The sequence below is a fragment of the Agromyces laixinhei genome (assembly GCF_006337065.1).
Lineage (GTDB): Bacteria > Actinomycetota > Actinomycetes > Actinomycetales > Microbacteriaceae > Agromyces > Agromyces laixinhei.
Genome location: NZ_CP040872.1, coordinates 493922 through 513897, shown reverse-complemented (window position 1 = coordinate 513897; position 19976 = coordinate 493922). Strand labels below are relative to the sequence as shown.

At 69.6% G+C, this 19976-nt stretch carries 24 protein-coding genes and 1 tRNA gene; 12 read left to right on the top strand and 13 right to left on the bottom strand.

All coding sequences use genetic code 11. The features are described from left to right. Positions 1–14: 14 nt before the first annotated feature. The 3 genes from FHG54_RS02460 to FHG54_RS02450 form a co-directional block, all read right to left on the bottom strand. A complete protein-coding gene (locus FHG54_RS02460) occupies positions 15–506 on the bottom strand; it encodes a DUF2017 family protein (protein WP_139415801.1) in 492 nt (163 codons plus the stop codon). Beyond that, positions 503–793, bottom strand: a complete 291-nt coding sequence (gene clpS, locus FHG54_RS02455; protein ID WP_139415800.1) for an ATP-dependent Clp protease adapter ClpS — start codon at positions 791–793, stop codon at positions 503–505. Before clpS ends, FHG54_RS02460 begins: the two co-directional genes overlap by 4 nt. A gap of 70 nt (positions 794–863) precedes the next feature. After that, complete coding sequence (locus tag FHG54_RS02450; RefSeq protein ID WP_139415798.1) at positions 864–2003, bottom strand: class I SAM-dependent methyltransferase; 1140 nt, start codon at positions 2001–2003, stop codon at positions 864–866. Positions 2004–2083: 80 nt separating this feature from the next. Between FHG54_RS02450 and FHG54_RS02445 the strand changes: the two genes are divergently transcribed. Next, positions 2084–2809 (top strand): hypothetical protein, encoded by a 726-nt coding sequence (locus FHG54_RS02445; RefSeq protein WP_233437843.1) that lies wholly within the window; start codon positions 2084–2086, stop codon positions 2807–2809. Between the two features lie 43 nt (positions 2810–2852). On the opposite strand, the gene FHG54_RS02440 is transcribed toward FHG54_RS02445, so the two are convergent. The 4 genes from FHG54_RS02440 to dnaK form a co-directional block, all read right to left on the bottom strand. Further along, positions 2853–3269 (bottom strand): heat shock protein transcriptional repressor HspR, encoded by a 417-nt coding sequence (locus FHG54_RS02440; RefSeq protein ID WP_139415796.1) that lies wholly within the window; start codon positions 3267–3269, stop codon positions 2853–2855. A gap of 9 nt (positions 3270–3278) precedes the next feature. Then, complete coding sequence (locus tag FHG54_RS02435) at positions 3279–4274, bottom strand: DnaJ C-terminal domain-containing protein (RefSeq protein WP_139415794.1); 996 nt, start codon at positions 4272–4274, stop codon at positions 3279–3281. A gap of 92 nt (positions 4275–4366) precedes the next feature. Next, positions 4367–5020 carry a nucleotide exchange factor GrpE gene (locus tag FHG54_RS02430; protein ID WP_139415792.1) on the bottom strand — a complete coding sequence of 218 codons (654 nt, stop codon included), beginning with the start codon at positions 5018–5020 and terminating at the stop codon, positions 4367–4369. A gap of 2 nt (positions 5021–5022) precedes the next feature. Further along, positions 5023–6897, bottom strand: coding sequence for a molecular chaperone DnaK (gene dnaK, locus FHG54_RS02425; protein WP_139415790.1), 1875 nt, complete (start codon positions 6895–6897; stop codon positions 5023–5025). Positions 6898–7201: 304 nt separating this feature from the next. On the opposite strand from dnaK, the gene FHG54_RS02420 reads away from it, so the two are divergent. After that, the gene (locus tag FHG54_RS02420; RefSeq protein WP_139415788.1) at positions 7202–7900 is read left to right on the top strand and encodes a class I SAM-dependent methyltransferase; all 699 of its coding nucleotides are present in this window, start codon (positions 7202–7204) and stop codon (positions 7898–7900) included. On the opposite strand, the gene FHG54_RS02415 is transcribed toward FHG54_RS02420, so the two are convergent. Both FHG54_RS02415 and FHG54_RS16470 read right to left on the bottom strand, forming a co-directional pair. Next, positions 7883–8296, bottom strand: coding sequence for a hypothetical protein (locus FHG54_RS02415; RefSeq protein ID WP_139415787.1), 414 nt, complete (start codon positions 8294–8296; stop codon positions 7883–7885). The genes FHG54_RS02420 and FHG54_RS02415 overlap by 18 nt on opposite strands. A gap of 317 nt (positions 8297–8613) precedes the next feature. Further along, on the bottom strand, positions 8614–8754 hold the full coding sequence (locus tag FHG54_RS16470; RefSeq protein WP_198165678.1) for a hypothetical protein: 141 nt from the start codon (positions 8752–8754) through the stop codon (positions 8614–8616). A gap of 257 nt (positions 8755–9011) precedes the next feature. Here FHG54_RS16470 and FHG54_RS02405 point away from each other — a divergent pair, with 257 nt between their 5' ends. The 3 genes from FHG54_RS02405 (at position 9012) to FHG54_RS02395 (ending at position 12102) form a co-directional block, all read left to right on the top strand. Then, entirely contained in the window at positions 9012–9902 is an 891-nt protein-coding gene (locus FHG54_RS02405) for a serine protein kinase RIO (protein WP_233437842.1), read from the top strand. 124 nt (positions 9903–10026) lie between these two features. Then, positions 10027–10620: a DUF2165 domain-containing protein gene (locus FHG54_RS02400; RefSeq protein WP_139415783.1), complete on the top strand. Its 594-nt coding sequence runs from the start codon at positions 10027–10029 to the stop codon at positions 10618–10620. Positions 10621–10695: 75 nt separating this feature from the next. After that, entirely contained in the window at positions 10696–12102 is a 1407-nt protein-coding gene (locus FHG54_RS02395; protein WP_139415781.1) for an MFS transporter, read from the top strand. A 171-nt stretch (positions 12103–12273) separates the two neighbouring features. On the opposite strand, the gene FHG54_RS16635 is transcribed toward FHG54_RS02395, so the two are convergent. Further along, positions 12274–12552, bottom strand: coding sequence for a MarR family winged helix-turn-helix transcriptional regulator (locus FHG54_RS16635; protein WP_232331304.1), 279 nt, complete (start codon positions 12550–12552; stop codon positions 12274–12276). A gap of 9 nt (positions 12553–12561) precedes the next feature. Here FHG54_RS16635 and FHG54_RS16630 point away from each other — a divergent pair, with 9 nt between their 5' ends. Next, positions 12562–12927: a hypothetical protein gene (locus tag FHG54_RS16630; protein ID WP_233437841.1), complete on the top strand. Its 366-nt coding sequence runs from the start codon at positions 12562–12564 to the stop codon at positions 12925–12927. A gap of 252 nt (positions 12928–13179) precedes the next feature. Beyond that, on the top strand, positions 13180–13890 hold the full coding sequence (locus FHG54_RS02385; protein ID WP_139415779.1) for a hypothetical protein: 711 nt from the start codon (positions 13180–13182) through the stop codon (positions 13888–13890). A gap of 58 nt (positions 13891–13948) precedes the next feature. Here the strand turns inward: FHG54_RS02385 and FHG54_RS02380 are convergent, their stop codons facing one another. Beyond that, the gene (locus tag FHG54_RS02380) at positions 13949–14608 is read right to left on the bottom strand and encodes a TetR/AcrR family transcriptional regulator (protein WP_139415777.1); all 660 of its coding nucleotides are present in this window, start codon (positions 14606–14608) and stop codon (positions 13949–13951) included. 66 nt (positions 14609–14674) lie between these two features. Between FHG54_RS02380 and FHG54_RS02375 the strand changes: the two genes are divergently transcribed. Then, positions 14675–15619, top strand: a complete 945-nt coding sequence (locus FHG54_RS02375; RefSeq protein ID WP_139415775.1) for an alpha/beta fold hydrolase — start codon at positions 14675–14677, stop codon at positions 15617–15619. On the opposite strand, the gene dcd is transcribed toward FHG54_RS02375, so the two are convergent. Then, positions 15591–16196 carry a dCTP deaminase gene (dcd, locus tag FHG54_RS02370; protein WP_139415773.1) on the bottom strand — a complete coding sequence of 202 codons (606 nt, stop codon included), beginning with the start codon at positions 16194–16196 and terminating at the stop codon, positions 15591–15593. The genes FHG54_RS02375 and dcd overlap by 29 nt on opposite strands. 79 nt (positions 16197–16275) lie before the next feature. On the opposite strand from dcd, the gene FHG54_RS02365 reads away from it, so the two are divergent. The 4 genes from FHG54_RS02365 to FHG54_RS02355 all read left to right on the top strand — a co-directional run bounded on the left by FHG54_RS02365 (position 16276) and on the right by FHG54_RS02355 (position 18200). After that, a tRNA-Gly gene (locus FHG54_RS02365) sits at positions 16276–16346 on the top strand. Between the two features lie 81 nt (positions 16347–16427). After that, on the top strand, positions 16428–16553 hold the full coding sequence (locus tag FHG54_RS16890) for a hypothetical protein (RefSeq protein WP_267898508.1): 126 nt from the start codon (positions 16428–16430) through the stop codon (positions 16551–16553). Between the two features lie 71 nt (positions 16554–16624). Beyond that, on the top strand, positions 16625–17098 hold the full coding sequence (locus tag FHG54_RS02360; protein WP_139415770.1) for a DUF6790 family protein: 474 nt from the start codon (positions 16625–16627) through the stop codon (positions 17096–17098). Positions 17099–17495: 397 nt separating this feature from the next. Further along, complete coding sequence (locus FHG54_RS02355; protein WP_168197074.1) at positions 17496–18200, top strand: SOS response-associated peptidase; 705 nt, start codon at positions 17496–17498, stop codon at positions 18198–18200. An 18-nt stretch (positions 18201–18218) separates the two neighbouring features. Here FHG54_RS02355 and FHG54_RS02350 read toward each other — a convergent pair whose 3' ends face one another. Then, positions 18219–19841, bottom strand: coding sequence for an MFS transporter (locus FHG54_RS02350; protein WP_139415767.1), 1623 nt, complete (start codon positions 19839–19841; stop codon positions 18219–18221). Positions 19842–19976: the final 135 nt, after the last annotated feature.

The following is a 19976-nucleotide window of genomic DNA, read 5'->3' as shown; positions in this document are numbered from 1 at the left end:
TTCCTGCGACCGGTTCAGCCCCTGATGGGGTCGAGCACCTCGAGCATCGACCCCTGCACGAACCCGGCCCACTCGTAGGCGGCCCGCAGGTAGTCGTCGCGGGTCTCGTCGGCCTCTTCCTCGTCTTCGTCGACGATGCCGACCCGCTCGGCGAGAATGAGCCGCAGATCGGTGAGGAAGGTCAGCCAGCCCCATGCCTCCGACTGGTCGAGTTCGATCTGCACGGCGCCGCCGTGCTCGTCGACCGCGGTCGCATCGCGCACGCGCTGAGCCGCCTGGCGCTTGCCGTCGACGAGGCTGTCCCGCGTGTAGCGGGTGTAGTCGTGGGCGGCATCACGGTCATCGGTGTACGCGTCGGGCAGGAGCCGGCCGAGCGCCGGGTCGTCGGCTTCACCGAGCAACAGCACCGAATCGACCTGATCGGCGAGCTCGGAGAGCAGCATCGCCTCTTCGATCTCGAGCACGATGCGCACGCCGTCGCCGCCGCCCAGCCCGGCGACGATCATGGCTCGGCCTTCTCGACCGTGGCCTGCAGCCCGTAGCCGTGCATCGCCTGCACGTGCCGCTCCATGGCTTCGCGGTTGCCCGTGGCGACGACGGCGCGGCCCTCGGTGTGCACGCACAGCATGAGGCGCTCGGCCTCGTCTCGAGGGAAGCCGAAATAGCTGCGGAAGACGTAGCTCACGTACGTCATGAGGTTCACCGGGTCGTCCCACACGACCGTGCGCCACGGCAGCTCGACCGCGGCGCGCAGGGCGTCTTCGGTGTCGAGTTGCTCGAGCGTCAGTGTCATTCTCCAAGCCTGACACGATGTCCGCGCGCCCGCACCTCGCGAGCGCCGTCGCCGGGGTGATCCCCGTTCGTCAAGCCGCCCGCCGCGAGGCCGTGACCGTGAACTTCGGGTTCCGCGCGATCTGCCGGGTGCGCCCGACCACACGTTCGAGGAGCGGCCGGTACGCCAGGTGCGAGTTCCACACGCACCAGAGTTCGCCGCTCGGGGCGAGCACCCGCGCAGCGTCGGCGAAGAGGTGCGCCGCGATGCCCGCCGAGATTGCGGCGTCGCTGTGGAAGGGCGGGTTCAGCACGATGAGGCGCTCGCTCGCATCGGCGAACGCCTCGAGCCCGTCGGCGCGGGTGACGAGCACACGGCCGGCGACCCCGTTGGCCTCGGCGGTCAGCCGAGCGGATGCCGCTGCAGACGCCGACCGGTCGGTCGCCCTGACGACCAGTTCGGGCCGTGCCCGCGCGAGCCACGACGCCACGACACCCGTGCCGCACGCGAGATCGACGGCGGTCGCGGCATCCGGAACCGCGTCGTTCAGCTGCGCAAGCAGGAACCGGGTGCCGATGTCGACGCCGGTGCCGGCGAAGACCCCGCCGTGCGCCACCACCGTGAGGCCGAGATCGTCGTGCCTGCTGCTGCGCGGCCACGACGGGCCGGACGCGGCCGGTGACCGCGTCTCGTCGAGCGGCTCGCGCGCGAGCAGCACGCGCGACTTCTGCCGCGCACGACTCACGTCGAGCCGCCCGAAACCGCGACCGAGCACCTCGTTCATCGTGAGCGACATGTGCTTGATCCTGCCGCCGGCGACGACGGCGACCCCCGGGTCGGCGTGGGTCGAGATGAGCTGCGACACCTCGTCGAGCCGGTCGAGCGAACGCGGCAGGCGCATGAGCACGAGCCGCGCTCCCGCAAGGAGTTCGGCGCCGAGCGGCAGCGATCGCACCTCGCCCGTCAAGCCGAGCCTGCCCGCGTTCTCGGCGAGCGCGCGCTCCCCCGTCACGAGATCCTGATGCACGCGGATGCCCCGTGCCCCGGCGTCCGCCGCAGCCAGCGCGAGCGCCCCGTAGGCGTCGTCGACGACGACGATCTCCCCCGGCCCGGCTTCGCCGATGAGTGCCGCGGCCTCGTCGAGGATCAGGCGGTCGGCGGCATCCGATGCCTCGAGTCCCTGGCCCTCGATGTCTGGGCGGCGGCGCAGGGCGCCGAAGTCGAAAGGCATCCCCCAAGGCTACGCGCGCCCGATCACGGCGGATTTCCCTGGATGCGACTCTCGACGGGGTTTGCTACCCTCGGTGCCGCATGCAGGACGCACGAGCCGGGGGACGACGGGCGGCGCGACATGAGGTCGCGACGCCCGCGACGCGTCCCCGGCAGACCGCCTCCGCACCCGCTCGTTCGCGTCACTCCCTCGCCGCCGCCGCGGTGCTCTCCGTACTCGGGCTGCTCGCCGGTCTCGCCCTCGCCCCACTGCCGCAGCCCGGCGCCGTGCTGCCGGTCGCCGCAGCCGATGCGCCGCATCTCGGCGACGTGCAAGAGCTCACGGTCGCACCGGATGTCGTGGCCCCTGCCGTCTCGCACGAGTCCTACGTCGCGACCACCGGCGCCCAGAGCCTCGTCGCGGGCGGCACGAACGTCGACTGGGCCAAGCTCGTGCTCGTCGAGGGCGCGTGGCCCGTCACCGAGGAGAACGTCACCTTCATGATGCGCTGGATGCGCCAGGAGAACGGCGCCGACAACTGGTGGAACCGCAACAATCCGCTGAACAACGGCCAGGGCTCGGGGGGCGGTTCGGGCCTCGGCAGCTACCCGACCCTCATCGAGGCGGCGTACTACGCGGCTGAGAACCTGCAGTCGGGCCGCTACCCCGCGGTCGACGCGGCGCTCGCTCGCGGCGACTCCGCCGACGCCACGGCGCAGGCGATCTGGGCCTCGGCGTGGGCGACGAGCCACTACGGCTACGGCACCCACTGGAGCTCCCGCCCCTACGAGGTCATCGAGGCGCCGGCCTCCGCCTGGGGTCGCTGACCCTCGGCGATTCGCGCTGCTCCGGCGATTCCCGCTGCTCCGGCTACTCGCGCTCGAGCGGCCGCCACACGACGACGGCGTTCTCGCGCCGCACCCGCGTGCCCGCCTTCAGCGAGATGACCTCGCCGGCCGATCCGGCCGCGAAGACACGCCGGCCCGGGCGGTTCAGCATCTCGTCGGCGAGCGCACCCTCGAGTTCGCGCACCCGTGCTCGCAGCGTCGTCACCTCGTCTTCGAGGTCGAGCACGCGGCGGATGCCTTCGAGGCTCACGCCCTCGCTCGAGAGTTGGGCGATCTCGCGCAACTGCGCAACGTCGCGCATCGAGTAGCGCCGTGACTTGCCCGCCGTGCGGGTCGGTGAGACGAGCCCGAGCCGGTCGTACTGGCGCAGCGTCTGCGGGTGCATGCCCGCGAGTTCGGCCGCGACGGAGATGACGAAGAGCGGGCTTCTCTCGTGCATCTCCACCGCCTAGCCCTTCGCCTTCGCGAGCAGGTCGTCGCGAGGGTTCTCGTCGGGCATCAGCGCCGCGAACTCCTCGAGCTTCGATTCGGCTTCTTTCGACAGGTGCGACGGCACGGCGACCTGCACGACCGCGAGCAGGTCTCCGGTGCCCTTCGGCGTCTGCACGCCGCGGCCCTTGACGCGCAGCACTCGGCCGCTCGGCGTGCCGGGCGCCACGCGCAGCTTCACGGGGTCGCCGCCGAGGGTCGGCACCTGGATGGTCGCGCCGAGCGCCGCCTCGGTGAACGTCACGGGCACGTTGACCCGCAGGTTCAGGCCGTCGCGTTCGAACACGGGGTGCTTGCGCACGCTCACGGTCAGCACGATGTCGCCGGGCTCTCCGCCGTCGGGTGATGGGTAGCCCTTGCCGCGCAGGCGGATCTTCTGCCGGTCGGCGACGCCCGCCGGGATGCGCACCGTGATCGGCTTGCCCTCTGAGGTCTGCAGGGTGATCTGGTCGCCCTTGGTCGCGGTGATGAAGTCGAGGGTCGTCGACGCCGTGACATCCCGCCCCTTGGTCGGACCGCCATACCCTCGGTAGCCGCCGGTCGTCTGGCCGAAGCCGCCACTGCCGAAGAGTCCGCCGAGCAGATCGTCGTAGTCGCCGCCCTGCTGGTACGTGTACGACTGGCTGCGGCCACCGCCGCCCTGCCCGAACATGCCGCCGAACACGTCTTCGAACCCGCCTGCCCCGCCGCCGCCGCCGGGCGCGGTGAAGCGGGCGCCGGAGCCCATGGCCCGCACGGCGTCGTACTCCTTGCGCTGCTCGGAGTCGGAGAGCACGGAGTGCGCCTCGCTGATCTCCTTGAACTTCGCCTCGGCGGCGGCGTCACCGGGGTTGGAGTCGGGGTGGTACTTGCGGGCGAGCTTGCGGTACGTCTTCTTGAGCTCCGCGTCGCTCACGTCTTTGGAGACGCCGAGCACCTGATAGAAGTCCTTGTCGAACCAATCCTGACTGGCCACCGGCGCCTCCTTTCGTGGTGTGTGTCGTTCGATCTTGCCAGTCGGCCGGCCCGCGGCATCAGCGAACGGATGCCGCGGGCCGGCCGATCCGGTTACTGCGGGGTCTTCACGACGACCTTCGCCGCGCGAAGCAGCGTGCCTCCGAGGGTGTACCCGGTCTCGACGACGTCGGCGACCGTATCGATCTCGACGTCGTCTGCGGGCTGCTGGAAGATCGCCTCGTGACGCTGCGGGTCGAACGCCTCGCCGACCTCGCCGAACGCCGTGAGGCCGAGCTTCTCGACCGAGCCGCGCAGCTTCGCGGCGATGGTCGCGAACGGAGCGTCGCCCTCGAGGTCACCGTGCTTCTCGGCACGGTCGAGGTCGTCGAGCACCGGCAGCAGCACCGCCACGGCCGCGCCGACCGCGCGTTCGCGCTCGACCTCGCGGTTCGCCTCGGTGCGCTTGCGGTAATTGGCGTACTCCGCGGTGATGCGCTTGAGGTCGGCGAGGTGCTCGTCGCTCGGCTTCTGCACCTCGGCGTTCGCCGCGTTCAGGATGTCGTCGACCGTCAGTTCGTCGACGTCGTCTTCAGACGCGACGGATGCCGCGGCATCCGTCGCCTCGTCGCCCGTCGCCTCCGGGGCACCCTGTGCGGGCGCCCCTTCGGCGTCGGGGTCCGGCTGACGAACCTCACCGGTCTCGGGGTCGATCCTGCGCTTGTCGCGAATGACCGGCTCTTCGTGGTTCTGGTTCTCGTCTGCCATGGCTACTTCTTTTCTTCCTCGTCGTCGATGACCTCGGCGTCGACCACATCCTCGTCGGATGCCTCGTCGCTCTCGGCACCGGACGCGTTCGCGTCTTCACCGGCCGCGGCACCCGCATCGGCCTGCTGGCTCTGCGCGTAGATCGCCTCGCCGAGCTTGCCCTGCGATGCGTTGAGCTTCTCGAAGGCCGACTTCACCGCGTCGTCGTCTTCGCCCGCGAGCGCGGTCTTCAGCGCGTCGACATCGCCCTGCACCTCGGACTTGACGTCGGCGGGGAGCTTCTCGTCGTTGTCTGTGATGAGCTTCTCGATCGAGTAGACGAGCTGCTCTGCCTGGTTGCGGGTCTCGGCCGACTCGCGACGCGCCTTGTCTTCGGCGGCGTGCTCTTCGGCCTCGCGCACCATGCGCTCGATGTCGTCTTTCGGGAGGCTCGAGCCGCCCGAGATCGTCATGCGCTGCTCCTTGCCGGTGCCCTTGTCTTTCGCGGACACGTGCACGATGCCGTTGGCGTCGATGTCGAACGTGACCTCGACCTGCGGCACGCCTCGCGGAGCCGGCGCGATGCCGGTGAGCTCGAACGTGCCGAGCGGCTTGTTGTCGCGAGTGAACTCGCGCTCGCCCTGGAACACCTGGATCGCGACCGACGGCTGGTTGTCGTCGGCGGTCGTGAAGGTCTCGCTGCGCTTGGTCGGGATGGCCGTGTTGCGCTCGATGAGCTTCGTCATGATGCCGCCCTTGGTCTCGATGCCGAGGCTGAGGGGGGTGACGTCGATGAGCAGCACGTCTTTGCGCTCGCCCTTGAGGACGCCCGCCTGGAGTGCCGCGCCGACGGCGACGACCTCGTCGGGGTTGACGCCCTTGTTGGGCTCCTGGCCGGTCTCCTGCTTCACGAGCTCTGAGACGGCGGGCATGCGCGTCGATCCGCCGACGAGCACGACGTGCGCGATGTCGGTGAGCTTGACGCCCGCCTCGCGGATGACGTCTTCGAACGGCTTCTTCGTGCGGTCGAGCAGGTCGCTCGTCATGTTCTCGAACTCGGCGCGCGTGAGCGTCTCGTCGAGGTTCGCGGGGCCGTTCTCGGTGAGCGAGAGGTAGGGCAGCTGGATGGACGCCTTCATGTTCGAAGACAGCTCCTTCTTGGCCTGCTCGGCGGCCTCCTTCAGGCGCTGCTTGGCGATCTTGTCGTTCGAGACGTCGACGCCCGTCGACTCCTTGAACCGCTTGATGAGCCAGTCGACGACGCGCTGGTCCCAGTCGTCGCCGCCGAGGCGGTTGTCGCCCGCCGTGGCGCGCACCTGGATCGTCGAGAAGTCGTCGTCTTTGCCCACCTCGAGGAGGGACACGTCGAACGTGCCGCCGCCGAGGTCGAAGACGAGGATGAGCTCATCCTCTTTGCCCTTGTCGAGGCCGTAGGCGAGCGCGGCCGCGGTCGGCTCGTTGATGATGCGGAGCACGTTGAGGCCCGCGATCTCGCCGGCCTCCTTCGTGGCCTGGCGCTCGGCGTCGTTGAAGTACGCCGGCACCGTGATGACCGCGTCGGTGACGGTGTCGCCGAGGTACTGCTCGGCGTCGCGCTTCAGCTTCTGCAGGATGCGTGCCGAGATCTCCTGCGGCGTGTACTGCTTGCCGTCGACCTCGGTCGACTTCCAGTCGGTGCCCATGTGGCGCTTGACCGATGCGATGGTGCGGTCGACGTTGGTGACGGCCTGGCGCTTCGCGGTCTCGCCGACGAGCACCTCGCCGTCTTTCGTGAACGCGACGACCGACGGAGTGGTGCGCAGACCCTCGGCGTTCGCGATGACCGTGGGCTCGCCGCCCTCGAGAACCGACACGACCGAGTTCGTCGTGCCGAGGTCGATTCCTACTGCTCGTGACATGTGTGTTTCTCCTTCTCCCCCTCGCCGGGCGCAAGGCGCAGAGCGCATCGACCATTGAGCGGATACCGGTTCGACCCTGCCGGCCCGTCTTCGACGAACTCGGGACCGAACCAAAGACCTGAGGCAAGACTTGAGCCTTGCCGACTCAAGCTTCGCAGCACCGACTTTTCGTGTCAAGTCGAGAACGCGAAACTTGAGCGCACTCGACTCAACTCACAGGTCACGCTCAGCGTTGCCGTCGGAGAGGCCTGCGACCGCACGTCAACCGAGCACCGCGCGCTCGACCGCGGGATACGATGCCGCAATGCCGTTCGAGACGCAGCCCGCCTCCGACCCGCTCGGCCGTGCGGCGGCTCCTGAGCCCGGCAGCGTCGCCGATGTCCTGTGCACCTGGAACGCCCGCGCCGATCTCTATCTCGAGCTCTTCCGCCATGAGCTCGACGGCAAGCCCTTCGATCGCGAGCTGCTCGCAGCGTTCGCCGCGCGGCTCGGCACGAGGGCGCGCGTCGTCGACGCAGGGTGCGGACCGTGCGGCCATGTTGCGGCGTTCCTCGCCGAACACGGCCTCGACGTGCTCGGCGTCGACCTGTCACCCCGATGCATCGAGCTCGCCCGGTTGGAGCAACCCGGCATCCGGTTCGAGGTGATGGATCAACGCGCGGTCGCGCCTGCCGTGAACGACGGTCCGCTCGACGGGCTCGTCTCCTACTACTCGCTGCACGACCAGCCGAAGCGAGAGCTCCCGGACACCCTCGCTGCGTGGGCGGCGGCGATCCGGCCCGGCGGCAGGCTGCTCGTCGTCGCGAAGGAGGGCGCGGGTGACGGCGTCATCGACGACCCGCTCGGCACCGGCATCCGGGTCTATTGGGCCGAGTACTCCGAGGCTGAGCTGCGCAGCGCGGCGGAGGTCTCCGGCTTCGTCGTCGACGAACTCACGGCTCGAGATGCGTACGACGACGAGATCCGGGCGCGACGCATCGCGCTCTCAGCGACCCGGCGCTGAATCGCCCGCCGCCGGCTCGTCCGCGAGCGCGACCACGGCCTCGATGACGCAGCGCATCGGCTCCGGAATCCGCGACTCCTCGAGCGCGTCGACCATGAGCGGCGCGAACCGTGCCTTGCGTCCGGCGTGGGTGCCCATGAAGCGCCGAAGCTGGGCGTCTGCGGGCTCTCCGCGCCATTCGGGCTGGTTCTGGAACGTGCGGAACCGGCCCAGTTCATGGTGCTCGCCGAGCAACTGCTCGACGCGGTCACTACCGAGCGCACGGATGAACTCCCCCTCGAGATCGGGCTCGCACGCGAAGAACCCGGCGGACTCGAGATCTGCGCCTCCGAGCCCGGCGTCCTCGATGCAGCGCCGTACGTAGGCGGCCTCGCCCGCGTCGAACAGCCCGACCACGCGGCGGCGCGCCGACTCCCCGGCGAGCGCGGCGAGGTGGTGGTGCAGGTTGGGTCACGCCGCTCATCGAGCGCACCACCGCGCCGGCCGCGAGCAGGTCGACCTCCAGTCGCGGCGAGGGCCTCGACCGCGAGCCGGTCGCTCTCGCCCTCGACGAGCACGACGGTGCCGGATGCCTCGATCGCGGTGTCGGCGCGCATGTGCCGACCCTCTCCGCCGCGGGCGCGCATCACACCCCGATCACGAGCGCGGTGACACCCGGCAGCTCTGCGTAGCGGGCGGAACCGACAGTCGTGAGAGTACGCCCGTGTCGACGATCAGTCGTCGACCCACGCCGACCCCTCGAGTGCGACCGCATCACGCGCGCCGCGCGTGACGACGACCGTCTCGCCTCGCTCGGCGCCGTCGAGGGGCGCCGCGAAAGCTCGGCTCGCCTCGGTTGCCGTCAGGGTCTTCACCCGATCAGATTATCCGATAGTTCGTGCGGCAACCCCGAAGAATCGAATCGTAGACGAGTGGGCGCTCGGCGAGTATGCTCGCCTGCGAGTCGCGCAACGCGGCATCCGTTCGCCACGGAACCGAACGAGACCGGAAGGAGAAGCCTGATGAACGCCGTCATCGTCGTGCGCATCGCAGACACCCTTCCCTGTGGGGCCGCCCGCCCGTAGCCGATTCGATCGGCGCAACGGTGGCCTCCCGATCTCGGAGAACCACCGTGACCTTCCTCTCGTCTCTCGACGACGCTGTACCCGACGATTCCGTCGCGCCGCCCTTCGGCGCGCCATCCGTCGCCCTCGTGTTCCAGACCACGGAACCCGGCGACGACCAACGCTGGTCGACCTGGCCGGCGACCACCCCCTCCGAGCGCGGACCCAGCCCGCGCCCCGATTGGCTCGTGACGGATGCCGCGGCGATCGACACCGAACTGGGTGTCGTGAAGACCGGCAAAGAGGCGGACCTCGACCTCATCGAGCGCGCCGTTCCCGGCGCCGAGCCCGGCGAGCTCGGCCGAAGCGTGCTCCTCGCCGCCAAGCGGTACCGCGGCAGCGAGCACAGCGACTTCCATCGCTCGACCGTCTACACCGAGGGGCGCGGCACGCGCCGCAGCCGTGACGCCCGCGCACTCGCGAAGGGCACGACGTTCGGGCGCGAAGTCGCTCGCGTGCAGTGGGCCTACGCCGAGTTCGAAGCGCTGAGGCGGCTCACCGAGCTCGGGGCATCCGTGCCGTACCCGGTGCAGGTCGGCGGCACCGAGGTGCTCATGGAGTTCATCGGCGACGACCGGGTGGCCGCGCCGCGCCTCGCTCAGGTGCGCGCGACGCCCGACGAGCTGCGCGAGCTGTTCCACCAGATCGTGGAGTTCATGCGCACGCTCGCGCACGCCTCGCTCACGCACGGCGACCTCTCGCCGTACAACCTGCTCGTGCACGATGGCCGGGTCGTCGCGATCGACCTGCCGCAGGTCGTCGACGTGGTCTCGAATCCGCAGGGTTTCGACCTGCTGCACCGCGACTGCAGGAACGTCTGCGACTGGTTCACCCGGCAGCGCCTCGAATGCGACGCCGAGCAGCTGTTCGGCGAGCTGATCGCCGAGGTCTACAGCTGAGCGGATGCTGCGGCGCGCTGCCATCGACTCCCGTGCCATGCCGCGCGTCGCGCGTGCGCTGCGGCATGCGCTGGCGATACAGTGCCCACGGGTCGACGATGACCCCATCGTGTGAGGAGACGCCATGTCCGACCACCACTCAGCCACCGCAGTACCCGCTCCCGACGAAACCCGACGCGGCTGGCTCGCCCTCGGCACACTGCCGGTCGTCGCCGTCGTGCTCGTCGCGCTGAACGGCCTCTACATCCTGCTCGTCGCCTTCGGCAACATCACCGACTTCGGCACGAACCAGGCCTTCGTGCACCACGTGCTCGCGATGGACACCACCAATTTCGGTGCCCCGGCAGGCGAAGACCTCGACCCCGATGTGATGTGGCGTGCCATCACCGACCCCGTCCTTCAGAACATCGGCTACGTGGGCGTGATCGTGTGGGAGTCGGCAACGGCGATCGCGCTCATCGCCGCCGTGGTGTTCTGGATCCGCGAGCGGCACCACGGCTATCGCGTCGCCCGGGCTCTCTCGACGATCGGCCTGCTGATGCTCCTGGCCCTCTTCATGGGCGGCTTCATCACGATCGGCGGCGAGTGGTTCCAGATGTGGAAGTCGACGTCGTGGAACGGCCTCGACCCCGCGTTCCGCAACTCGGTGCTCGCGCTCATCGCGCTCGTCATCATCCACCTGCCGAGCGCGCATTGGCAGCCCCGAGAGCGCGACTGAGACCAACGGATGCCGCGGCGCACGCCACGCGGCATCCGCCACCGGTTGTTCACCTGAGAGAACGAGAATGCAGCCATGACGGACCCCCAGTCGCCGCGCTCACCCGAAGCGCCCCGCAACTACCCGCCCTCGCACCTCACGCCGCCCGACGGCGCCGCAGCGACGATCGGGGTCGGCACCGGGCAGGTCGAGACGGTCACCGACGCCGGCGCACGCAAGGGGCGCATTCTCGCGTGGGGCCTGTGGGACTGGGGATCCGCGGCATTCAACGCGGTCGTCACGACGTTCGTCTTCACGGTCTACCTCACGAGCGAGTCGTTCGGCCCGAAGGGCACGGTCGAGGCCCAACTCGGCTGGGCGCTCGCGATCGCAGGCCTGCTGATCGCAGTGCTCGCACCGATCACCGGCCAGCGCTCCGATACGAGCGGTCGCCGCAAGCTCTGGCTCGCCGTGAACACCTTCATCGTCGTGGCGATGACCCTCGCGATGTTCTTCGTGCTGCCGGCACCCGAGTACCTGATGCTCGGCCTCTTCCTCGTGGCCGCCGGCAACGTCTTCTTCGAGTTCGCCGGCGTCAACTACAACGCCATGCTCGTGCAGGTCTCGACGCCGCGCTCGATCGGCAAGGTCTCGGGCTTCGGCTGGGGCATGGGTTACGTCGGCGGCATCGTGCTGCTGCTCATCGTGTACTTCGGCTTCATCCAGCCAGAGGTGGGCCTCTTCGGCGTCACCGGCGACGACGGCATGGACGTGCGCGTGACGATGCTCGTCTCCGCCCTGTGGTTCGGGCTGTTCGCCCTGCCCGTGCTCTTCGCGGTGCCCGAGTATCGCAACCCCGCCGCGGTCGAACGCGAGAAGATCGGCTTCTTCGCCTCGTACGCCCGCCTCGGCCGCGACATCAAGCGGCTCTGGAACGAGCAGCGCAACACGGTCTGGTTCCTGCTGGCGAGCGCGGTGTTCCGCGACGGGCTCGCGGGGGTCTTCACGTTCGGCGGCGTGCTCGCGGCATCCGTCTTCGGTTTCTCGGCAGGTGAGGTCATCATCTTCGCGATCGCGGCGAACATCGTCGCCGGCATCTCGACGATCGCGGTGGGCGCCCTCGACGACCGGCTCGGCGCGAAACCCGTGATCATGACGGCGCTCGTCGGCCTCGTCGTGAGCGGCCTGCTCGTGTTCTTCCTGCACGACGGCGGCCAGATCGTCTTCTGGACCGCGGGCCTGGCCCTCTGCCTCTTCGTCGGACCGGCGCAATCGGCGAGCCGCACCTTCCTCGCCCGGCTCATTCCGGCCGGTCACGAGGGCGAAGTCTTCGGCCTCTACGCGACCACCGGCCGCGCGGTGAGCTTCCTCGCGCCGACGGCGTTCGCACTCTTCGTGACGATCGGCGGCGAACCGTACTACGGCATCCTCGGCATCGTGCTCGTGATCGCGCTCGGGCTCGCGCTGCTCATTCCGGTGAAGGCGACCGCGCGGGCGACGTAGTGGGGCAGCGCGGGCGCCGCGCACCGAGTCGCAGCCGGGCGGCGCGGCGGCGAATCGCAAGATGATGCTGCGACAGGCCGTACGACACGCCGCACCCATGCCGGATCGTCCTGCGACTCAGCGGGCGGCGTCCCGATCCGGCGCACCGGCTCTCGCTGCGCCGGATGCGAGTCAGTCGCGCGGCCAGTCGGCGATGAAGCGCGAGAGCAGGCGCGCGAATTCATCGGTCTCCTCGGGTGTGAACGCGGCGAGCGCGGTCTCGACCGCGTCGCGGCGGGTATCGCGAGCGTCGGCGAGCAGCTTGCGCCCTGCAGCGGTGAGCACGAGCGCGCTTCGCCGGGCATCCGACGGGTCCGCCTCGCGGCGCACGTGGCCCGCCTCGACGGCGGCCTGCACGAGCCGGCTCGCCCGCGGCTGATCGACGCCGATCGCGTCGGCGAGTTCGCTCACCGACGCCGGGTGCTCTGCACCTTCAAGGGCATCGAGCAGGCGGAAGCGCGCCGCATGCGCGAGTGCGTGCCGACCCGGTTCGCCGCGCGGACCTCGACAACGACCGCCCCGCCCCCCAGCACCGCCTCGGCGCCCACCGCGATGCGCGGAGTGATCGCCGTGCTCATCGTGCTCGGGGTCGCCCCCGGGGCGGCGGTCGGGGTGCCCGTGCCCGCGCGCACGCTCGCTGCCGTGCCCATCGTGCCTCTCTTGGCCGAAGTGCTCGGCCCGCCGCTGCAGCCGACGCCGCTCCTGGTCGCGTCGCATCGTGACGAGGGCCTGCTCGATCAACACGATCGGGTCGTCGGAGGCGGAAGCCGCGGCATTCGATCCTGAGGGTCCTCCGGGAGGGACTTGACTCGATGCGTTCATATATGTCAGTGTACATATACATGCTACAGTGCATGCAATAGATGGATGCTCCACTCGGGTCGAAGCGAACGCCGACCGAGCGAACGCCGACCGAGCGAACGGCGCCCGAGCGAACGCCTCCTGAGCGAACGCCGCCCGAGCGCACCCGGACCTACGGGCGAGCCTCCAGTGCCGCCCGCGACACTCGACGCGCACCGCGTCAACGAAAGGAACACCATGACCACCCCCGACAACACCACTCAGAACACCGACGACAACTCGGCGAGCCCCCGCCCCTTCGGCTTCTGGCTCACGGTCATCGACCGCCGCCTCGACGACGCGATGCGCGAACTCTTCGCAGAAGAGGGCATCACCCGCCGCGACTGGCGGCGCATCAACCTCATCGCCGGCACCGTCACCGACCCTCGCATGAGCGAGCGGCTCGCAGCGCGCCCCGAGCGCGTCGAGCCTCTCACCGAGCGCGGCTGGGTCGAGGGCGAGCCCGGCGCCTGGCGCCTGACTGACGCAGGCGACGCCGCCCGCGCCGCACTCCAGGAGCGCGTCGCAGAGCTCCGCGCGAAGGTCGCGGGCGCCGTCAGCCCCGAGGACTTCGCCACGACGATGGTCTCGCTCGAGGCGATCGCCGGCGAGCTCGGCTGGGTCGAAGGCGAGCGGATGCCGCGGCGACACCACCGCGACTCCGGCCGGCGTCAGCACGGCGGCAGCCACGGCCAGCGTCAGCATGGCGACAAGCACGGCCGCGGCCGCAGCGAGAGCAACGGCGAGAGGCACAGCCGCTGCGGACACAGCGCCGCCCGCACCGACGTGCACCTCCACGTGCACGTCCACGGCGAAGCCGACCGGCACAGCCACGGTCGCAAGGGCGACCGTGACGGCGGACGACGCCACCGCGGCGAGCTTGATCAGCGTCACCACGACGCATCCTGACCCGAACCGAGAGGGGCCCGCATGTGCGGGCCCCTCTCTGCGTCGGTGCGCTTCGGGGTCAGGCGGCGAGGTCGTCGACGTCGGCGAGGCGGGCGAGCACCGCGGCATCCGCCCCGGCCGCTTGGAGCCGCGCGACGAGTGCGCGTCTCGCAAAGGCGTACGGCTGGTTCGAGCCGCCGAGGAGCGAGCGGTTGTTCGCGGCATCGAGCAAGGCGGTGGCCTCGAAGGCGAACTGCTCGGGGTCGTCGCTCCCGCTGAGCTCGCCCTGCGCGACGGCGTACCCGAACGAGACGGCGACGTAGCCGTTCCACTCGGCGAGTGCTGCGGCGAGCGCGTCGCGCACGGGCCCCGGCTTGGTGTCGAACTCCGAGGTGGCCCCCGCGAAGAAGCATCCGCCCGTGAAGGTGCGGTCTCGCGAGTACGCGATCCAGCCGTCGAGCAGCGCGACGATACGACGGATGCCCCGTGGCTCGAGCCGGGCCGGCTCGATGACGGTTGCGACGAATCGCTGTCGTGCCGCGTCGACCGTGGCGAGCTGCAGACGTTCCTTCGTGCCGAAGAGCGTCGCGACGCCGCTCTTGCTGACGTGCGCCGCGTCGGCGAGTCGGCCGATCGAAAGCCCGTCGAGCCCTTCGATCGAGGCGAGGTCGACGGCGTGGTCGAGCACGAGGCGTCGCGACGCGTCGCCCCTGAGTCGTCGACCGTCGGTTTCGATCATGCCTTGATTGTACGCACGATCGTACGTATAGTGTGCGTACGATCGTTCGTACTGTTAGGAGACACCGTGTCCGCAGCATCCGCCATCGCCACCGGAGTCCGTGCCGCATCGCGCGTCTCCCCCGAACTCGGCGCCGCCCTCGCCCTCCCGCTCTTCATGCGGGTCGGCCGCCCCACTGCGGTCGCCCCGACCGACCTGGCGACGCATCGATCGGCGCGTCGCGGCACCGTGCGCATTCCGGGCATCCGCGGCACGGGCGTCGACGTCGTGACCTACGAGTGGGGCGCGGGCGCGCGCTCAGTGCTGCTCGCGCACGGGTGGCAATCACGCGCGAGCGTGTTCAGCCCGCTCGTGCGTGAGCTCCGCAGCGAGGGGTTCCGTGTGCTCGCCTTCGACGCGCCGGCCAACGGCGACTCCCCCGGTCGCGGCACGTACCTCCTCGACCACCTCGACATCATCGCCGAGCTCACGCGCCGCGAGGGTCCGTGGCACGGGGTCGTCGGGCACTCCTTCGGCTCCCTCGCCGCACTCATGGCCGTGCACGATGGCACCCCGGCGACCCGGGTCGTGGGCATCGCGGGCGCCGGCGACCCGGCCGTCTTCATCGAAGGCTTCGGTGCGATGCTGGGCCTCGACGCGCGCACGCGTGAGGCCCTCGCCGCACGGTTCGCCGGCCGCGTGTTCGCCGGGCGGCCCGACCCGTTCGCGCGCTACTCGGCGGTGCGGCATCCGCTGCCTGAAGACGTGCCGCTGCTGCTCGTGCACGACCGCGGCGACCGGCGGGTGCCGTTCACCGAATCCGAGCGGCTGCTCGAGGTGAATCGGGGTCATGCCCGGCTCGTCGCCACCGACGGCCTCGGCCACAACCGGGTGCTGCGCGCCGATGTCACGCTCGACGCGGTGATGGCGTTCCTGAGCGCCGGCGGCGCCTCTGATGCGTTGCTCGACGAGACCGTCGCGTCGGCCGTTTCGCCGGGTGCAGCTACTCGCCCTGCGAGCCGGCGTCGGTGACACCGACATCCGAGCGGTGGAAGTTGTGGAACGAGCGCGACGCCGTCGGCCCCCGCTGCCCCTGGTACCGCGAACTGTACTCGGCCGAGCCGTAGGGCCGCTCACTCGGCGACGACAGGCGGAAGAAGCACATCTGGCCGATCTTCATGCCGGGCCAGAGCTTGATCGGCAGGGTTGCGACGTTCGACAGCTCGAGGGTGACGTGGCCCGTGAAGCCCGGATCGATGAAGCCGGCGGTCGAGTGCGTGAGCAGACCCAGACGCCCGAGCGAGCTCTTGCCCTCGAGACGGGCGGCGACGTCGTCGGGCAGCGTCACGGCCTCGTACGTCGAGGCGAGCACGAACTCCCCCGGATGCAGGATGAACGCCTCGTCGGGCCGCACCTCGATGAGGTGGGTCAGCTCGGGCTGGTCTTCTGCCGGATCGATGAACGGGTACTTGTGGTTGTCGAAGAGACGGAAGTACCGATCGAGGCGAACGTCGATCGACGACGGCTGGATCATGCCCGGTTCGTACGGGTCGAGTCCGATGCGGTTCGCGTCGAGTTCGGCCCGGATGTCACGATCTGAGAGCAGCACGCTGCCAGCGTAGCAACGCACTTGCTAGGATGGCTGACGTTGCTTCTGCAGTCGCTTCGGCGGCCGGCGGATGCCGCGTGCGGATGTAGTTCAATGGTAGAACTTCAGCTTCCCAAGCTGATAGCGCGGGTTCGATTCCCGTCATCCGCTCTGAAGGCCAGTGCGATCTGCGATCCTTACCCCCGTCACCCGCTCCTCCACCCGCGCCATTCATCCCCCTACACTGTGGGCATGGGCGCGGAAGAACAGCACCAGGTTCAGAGCTCTTCCGCAGACCCGCCTTACCAAGCGATCGCGCTCGGCGTGCTGCTACTCGTCGGCACCGCGGCCGTCGCCTGGTCGGTCTCGCTGATGTAGTCAACGGCCGGGCGCCATGTGCTGCGGATCGTGCAGACGGATCGGAACCCGCCACCACCGTGAGGAGCACCGTGTATCTGGTCATCATCATCACGCTCGCCGTCATCGCACCACTCGTCACCACCGTCGTGCAAGGCGTCACGACCGACTGGGATGCCGGGCTGGTGGTGATCGCAGGTCAGCAATGGGTGTTCTGGGGCGTCGGCATCCGGCTCTTCACCGCCGGGCTCAGTCAGGCGCTGCGGCCGCAGTTCACGATGAAGAAGATCCTCCGCATCGATGCACCGGGCGCCACGCAGCTCGTGGGCGAACTCGGTTACGCGAACATCGGCATGGGCGCCGCGGGCATCCTGAGCTACTTCTTCCCCGACTGGGCACCGGCGGCCGCACTCGCGGGCGGGCTCTTCCTCCTTCTTGCAGGCATCCGTCACATCGCGAAGCCGAACAAGAACGCGAAGGAGTGGATCGCCCTCGCGACCGACCTCCTCATCGCCGTGATCGTGCTCGTCTACGTGGGGTGGGTGCTGGTCACCGGCGCGGCGTAGCGACGACAGCGCGGCCTCGGGGCGCCGACGTTGCCTCGGGGTGCCGACGCGACATCCGCTTTCCGCGTGTATCCCCCGGATGGGGGCCATTCCGGTGGTAGCGTCGAGACACCGGCACGCACGGCGGCGACCGCGATTCGGGTTCGCAGCCTCCTTCCTACCGTTCGTGTCGGGCCGGGCGAAGTAGAGGAGGGGGTACGCCGCTCTTCGTCCCCGAGAGACGCGTGCGCGCAGGCGTGCGCCATCGATGCGACCGCGACCCTACCCGCGTAGGCCATCGATGGCCGGGCCGGTGAGACCCCTTCACCGGCCTGGCGGCACCGCGCCCCGTGGCAGCCGCCCCCCTTGGCGGCCGCGCCCACTGGCCACTGTCGGCGGTCGGGTGCAGACTGGCACCATGTGCGGCCGTTTCGCGAACGATGCCAAGATCGACGAGCTCATCCAGGAGTTCGTCGCCGAAGGCGGTGACTACCGCGACTGGCGACCTCAGTTCTCCATCGCGCCGACCCAGGTCGTGCCGATCGTGCGCGAGCGGCAGAACAGCGACACCGGCGAGGTCAGGCGTTCGGTCGACCCCGCCGTCTGGAACTTCCGTCCGTCGTTCATGAACGAGTCGAAGCGCCCGCAGTTCAACACGCGCATCGAGACCGTCGCCACCAACGGCTTGTGGAAGGGCGCGTTCGCGTCATCCCGTTGCCTCGTTCCGATGCGCGGATACTTCGAGTGGACCGGCGCGCCCGGCGACAAGCAGGCCTGGTTCCTGCACGGCGACGAACCTCTGCTCGCCGCGGCCGGCATCTGCACCGCGCGCAAGGTCGGCGAGGAGTGGGAGGTTTCGACGTCGATCATCACGCGTGAGGCTCGGGATGCCTCGGGCGAGGTGCACGACCGCATGCCCGTCTTTCTCGGCCGCGACGCATGGAACGACTACCTCGCCCCGGTGAAGCTCGACGACGCAGGCAAGGCCGAGATGATCGCACTCATGACCGCCGAGTCCGAGCGCATTGCCGCTTCCATCTCGAACTACGAGGTCGACCGACGGGTCAACAACTCACGGGCCGTCGACACCGCCGACCCGACGCTGATCGATCCGCTCGGCTGACCGCTCGCCCCGCCCGGCTCACGTCGCCGGCGGGGCATCCGCTCGCTCTGGCCTCTTGCCGATGACCTCGTTCGGAATGCCGCGCGAGAAGAAGAGTGCGAAGAAGGCGATCACGATGAGCGCGAAGAACGCCGTGTGCAGCGACGAGATCTGCGAGTCGGTGTAGATGCGGGTGAGCTCGGCGCTCTCGGTCTTGTCGAGGCCGACCTCTGCGGCGATGTCGTCGACGTCGGCGGCCGGAATGATCGCGAGGCCGGATTCGGTCTGTTCGCTGACGAGCGCCTTCGTCTCGGCCGAGAGCTCGCTCGACGAGACGCCGACGGCGAAACTCGACGCGAGCGCGCCGATCAGCACCGAGCCGATCAGCGCCGTGCCGAGCGAGGAGCCGAGGTTCTGGAAGACCCCCTGCAGCCCGCCGACCTCGCTCGTCTGCGCCTCGCCGACGCTCGACATGTTGACGTTGCCGAGCTGCGAGGCGAGAAGGCCGAGGGCGGCACCCGCGACGAACATGCCGAGGCCGAACGCGAGGTTCGCCAACTCGAGGTCGACCGAGGCGAGCAGCATGATCGAGCTGAGCACGAGCGCCACCTGGCCGACACGCACGATGCGACGCGGCGACCAGAGGCGCGAGAGGCGCGTGCCGACGATCGAGAAGAGGATGAGCGAGATCGAGAGCGGGAAGATCTTGAGGCCGGTCTCGAGCGCGTCGAGGCCGAGCGTCATCTGCAGGTACACCGGCACCATGAAGAACAGCCCGGCCGTGATCGCGTACTGCGCTCCGAGCACGGCGAGGCCGCTGCGGAGCCGCGTGATCCCGAAGAGTCCGATGTCGACGAGCGGCTGGCGGCCGGTCGCCGCGAGCCGACGTTGACGACGCACGAAGAGAGCGATGAGGCCGCCGCCCGCGACGATGAGCCACGCGCAGAGCGAGATGCCGAGGGGAGCGATCGGGACGCCGCCGATCTCGGGCGACTGCGTCGGGGTGATCCAACCCCACGTCTTGCTCTGCAGCATGCCGAAGACGACGAAGACGAGGCCGACGGCCGAGAGGAGCACGCTCCAGACGTCGATGTGCGAGGCCTGCCGGGCCGTGCGGTCGGCGATCACACGTGTGAAGAGCACGACGATGATCATGATGACCACCTCGCCGACGAACACGTAGCGCCAGCTCGCGTACGTCGTGAGGAACCCGCCGATGAGGGGTCCGGCCGCGACGGCGGCGCCCGAGACGGCGCCGATGACCGCGAACGCGGTGATGCGGTCGGTGCCCTCGTAGTTGTCGGCGATGAGGGCCGCGACGGCGGGGATCACGAGCACTGCACCGACGCCCTCGATGACCGACCACCCGATGAAGAGCGTCTGCACGTTCGGGCTGAGCGCCGTCAGGAGCGAGCCGAGCGCGTAGACGCACGAGCCGACGACGAACGCACGGCGTCGGCCCCAGACATCGCCGAGCTTCGCGCCCAACAGCATGAGCGCCGCCATCGTGAGTGTGTAGAACGTGATCGCCGCCTGCATCGCGGTGACCGTCGTGTCGAGATCGTCGACGACGGTCGAGATCGACACGTTCATGACGGTGCCATCGAGCACCATCACGAACTGCGCTGCCCCGAGGATCACGACGACGGACCACTTCTTCATCTGATCCCCGCTTTCGACAGCGCGACGTGGAACGTGCGGCCGGGCGGGCCGGCTGACCCGGGCGACCTGTGGCAGTTGCAGCCGAGGTCAGTATGACAGCGGATGCCCCGCGCCGGGCGGCTTTCGTGCGCGGCG

What these genes read in the sequence shown, in the direction of transcription:
- FHG54_RS02460 (WP_139415801.1), bottom strand. Translation starts at nt 506, where the DNA reads ATGATCGTCGCCGGGCTGGGCGGCGGCGACGGCGTGCGCATCGTGCTC.
- clpS (WP_139415800.1), bottom strand. Translation starts at nt 793, where the DNA reads ATGACACTGACGCTCGAGCAACTCGACACCGAAGACGCCCTGCGCGCC.
- FHG54_RS02450 (WP_139415798.1), bottom strand. Translation starts at nt 2,003, where the DNA reads ATGCCTTTCGACTTCGGCGCCCTGCGCCGCCGCCCAGACATCGAGGGC.
- FHG54_RS02445 (WP_233437843.1), top strand. Translation starts at nt 2,084, where the DNA reads ATGCAGGACGCACGAGCCGGGGGACGACGGGCGGCGCGACATGAGGTC.
- FHG54_RS02440 (WP_139415796.1), bottom strand. Translation starts at nt 3,269, where the DNA reads ATGCACGAGAGAAGCCCGCTCTTCGTCATCTCCGTCGCGGCCGAACTC.
- FHG54_RS02430 (WP_139415792.1), bottom strand. Translation starts at nt 5,020, where the DNA reads ATGGCAGACGAGAACCAGAACCACGAAGAGCCGGTCATTCGCGACAAG.
- dnaK (WP_139415790.1), bottom strand. Translation starts at nt 6,897, where the DNA reads ATGTCACGAGCAGTAGGAATCGACCTCGGCACGACGAACTCGGTCGTG.
- FHG54_RS02420 (WP_139415788.1), top strand. Translation starts at nt 7,202, where the DNA reads ATGCCGTTCGAGACGCAGCCCGCCTCCGACCCGCTCGGCCGTGCGGCG.
- FHG54_RS02400 (WP_139415783.1), top strand. Translation starts at nt 10,027, where the DNA reads ATGTCCGACCACCACTCAGCCACCGCAGTACCCGCTCCCGACGAAACC.
- FHG54_RS02395 (WP_139415781.1), top strand. Translation starts at nt 10,696, where the DNA reads ATGACGGACCCCCAGTCGCCGCGCTCACCCGAAGCGCCCCGCAACTAC.
- FHG54_RS02385 (WP_139415779.1), top strand. Translation starts at nt 13,180, where the DNA reads ATGACCACCCCCGACAACACCACTCAGAACACCGACGACAACTCGGCG.
- FHG54_RS02380 (WP_139415777.1), bottom strand. Translation starts at nt 14,608, where the DNA reads ATGATCGAAACCGACGGTCGACGACTCAGGGGCGACGCGTCGCGACGC.
- FHG54_RS16890 (WP_267898508.1), top strand. Translation starts at nt 16,428, where the DNA reads ATGGGCGCGGAAGAACAGCACCAGGTTCAGAGCTCTTCCGCAGACCCG.
- FHG54_RS02355 (WP_168197074.1), top strand. Translation starts at nt 17,496, where the DNA reads ATGTGCGGCCGTTTCGCGAACGATGCCAAGATCGACGAGCTCATCCAG.
- FHG54_RS02350 (WP_139415767.1), bottom strand. Translation starts at nt 19,841, where the DNA reads ATGAAGAAGTGGTCCGTCGTCGTGATCCTCGGGGCAGCGCAGTTCGTG.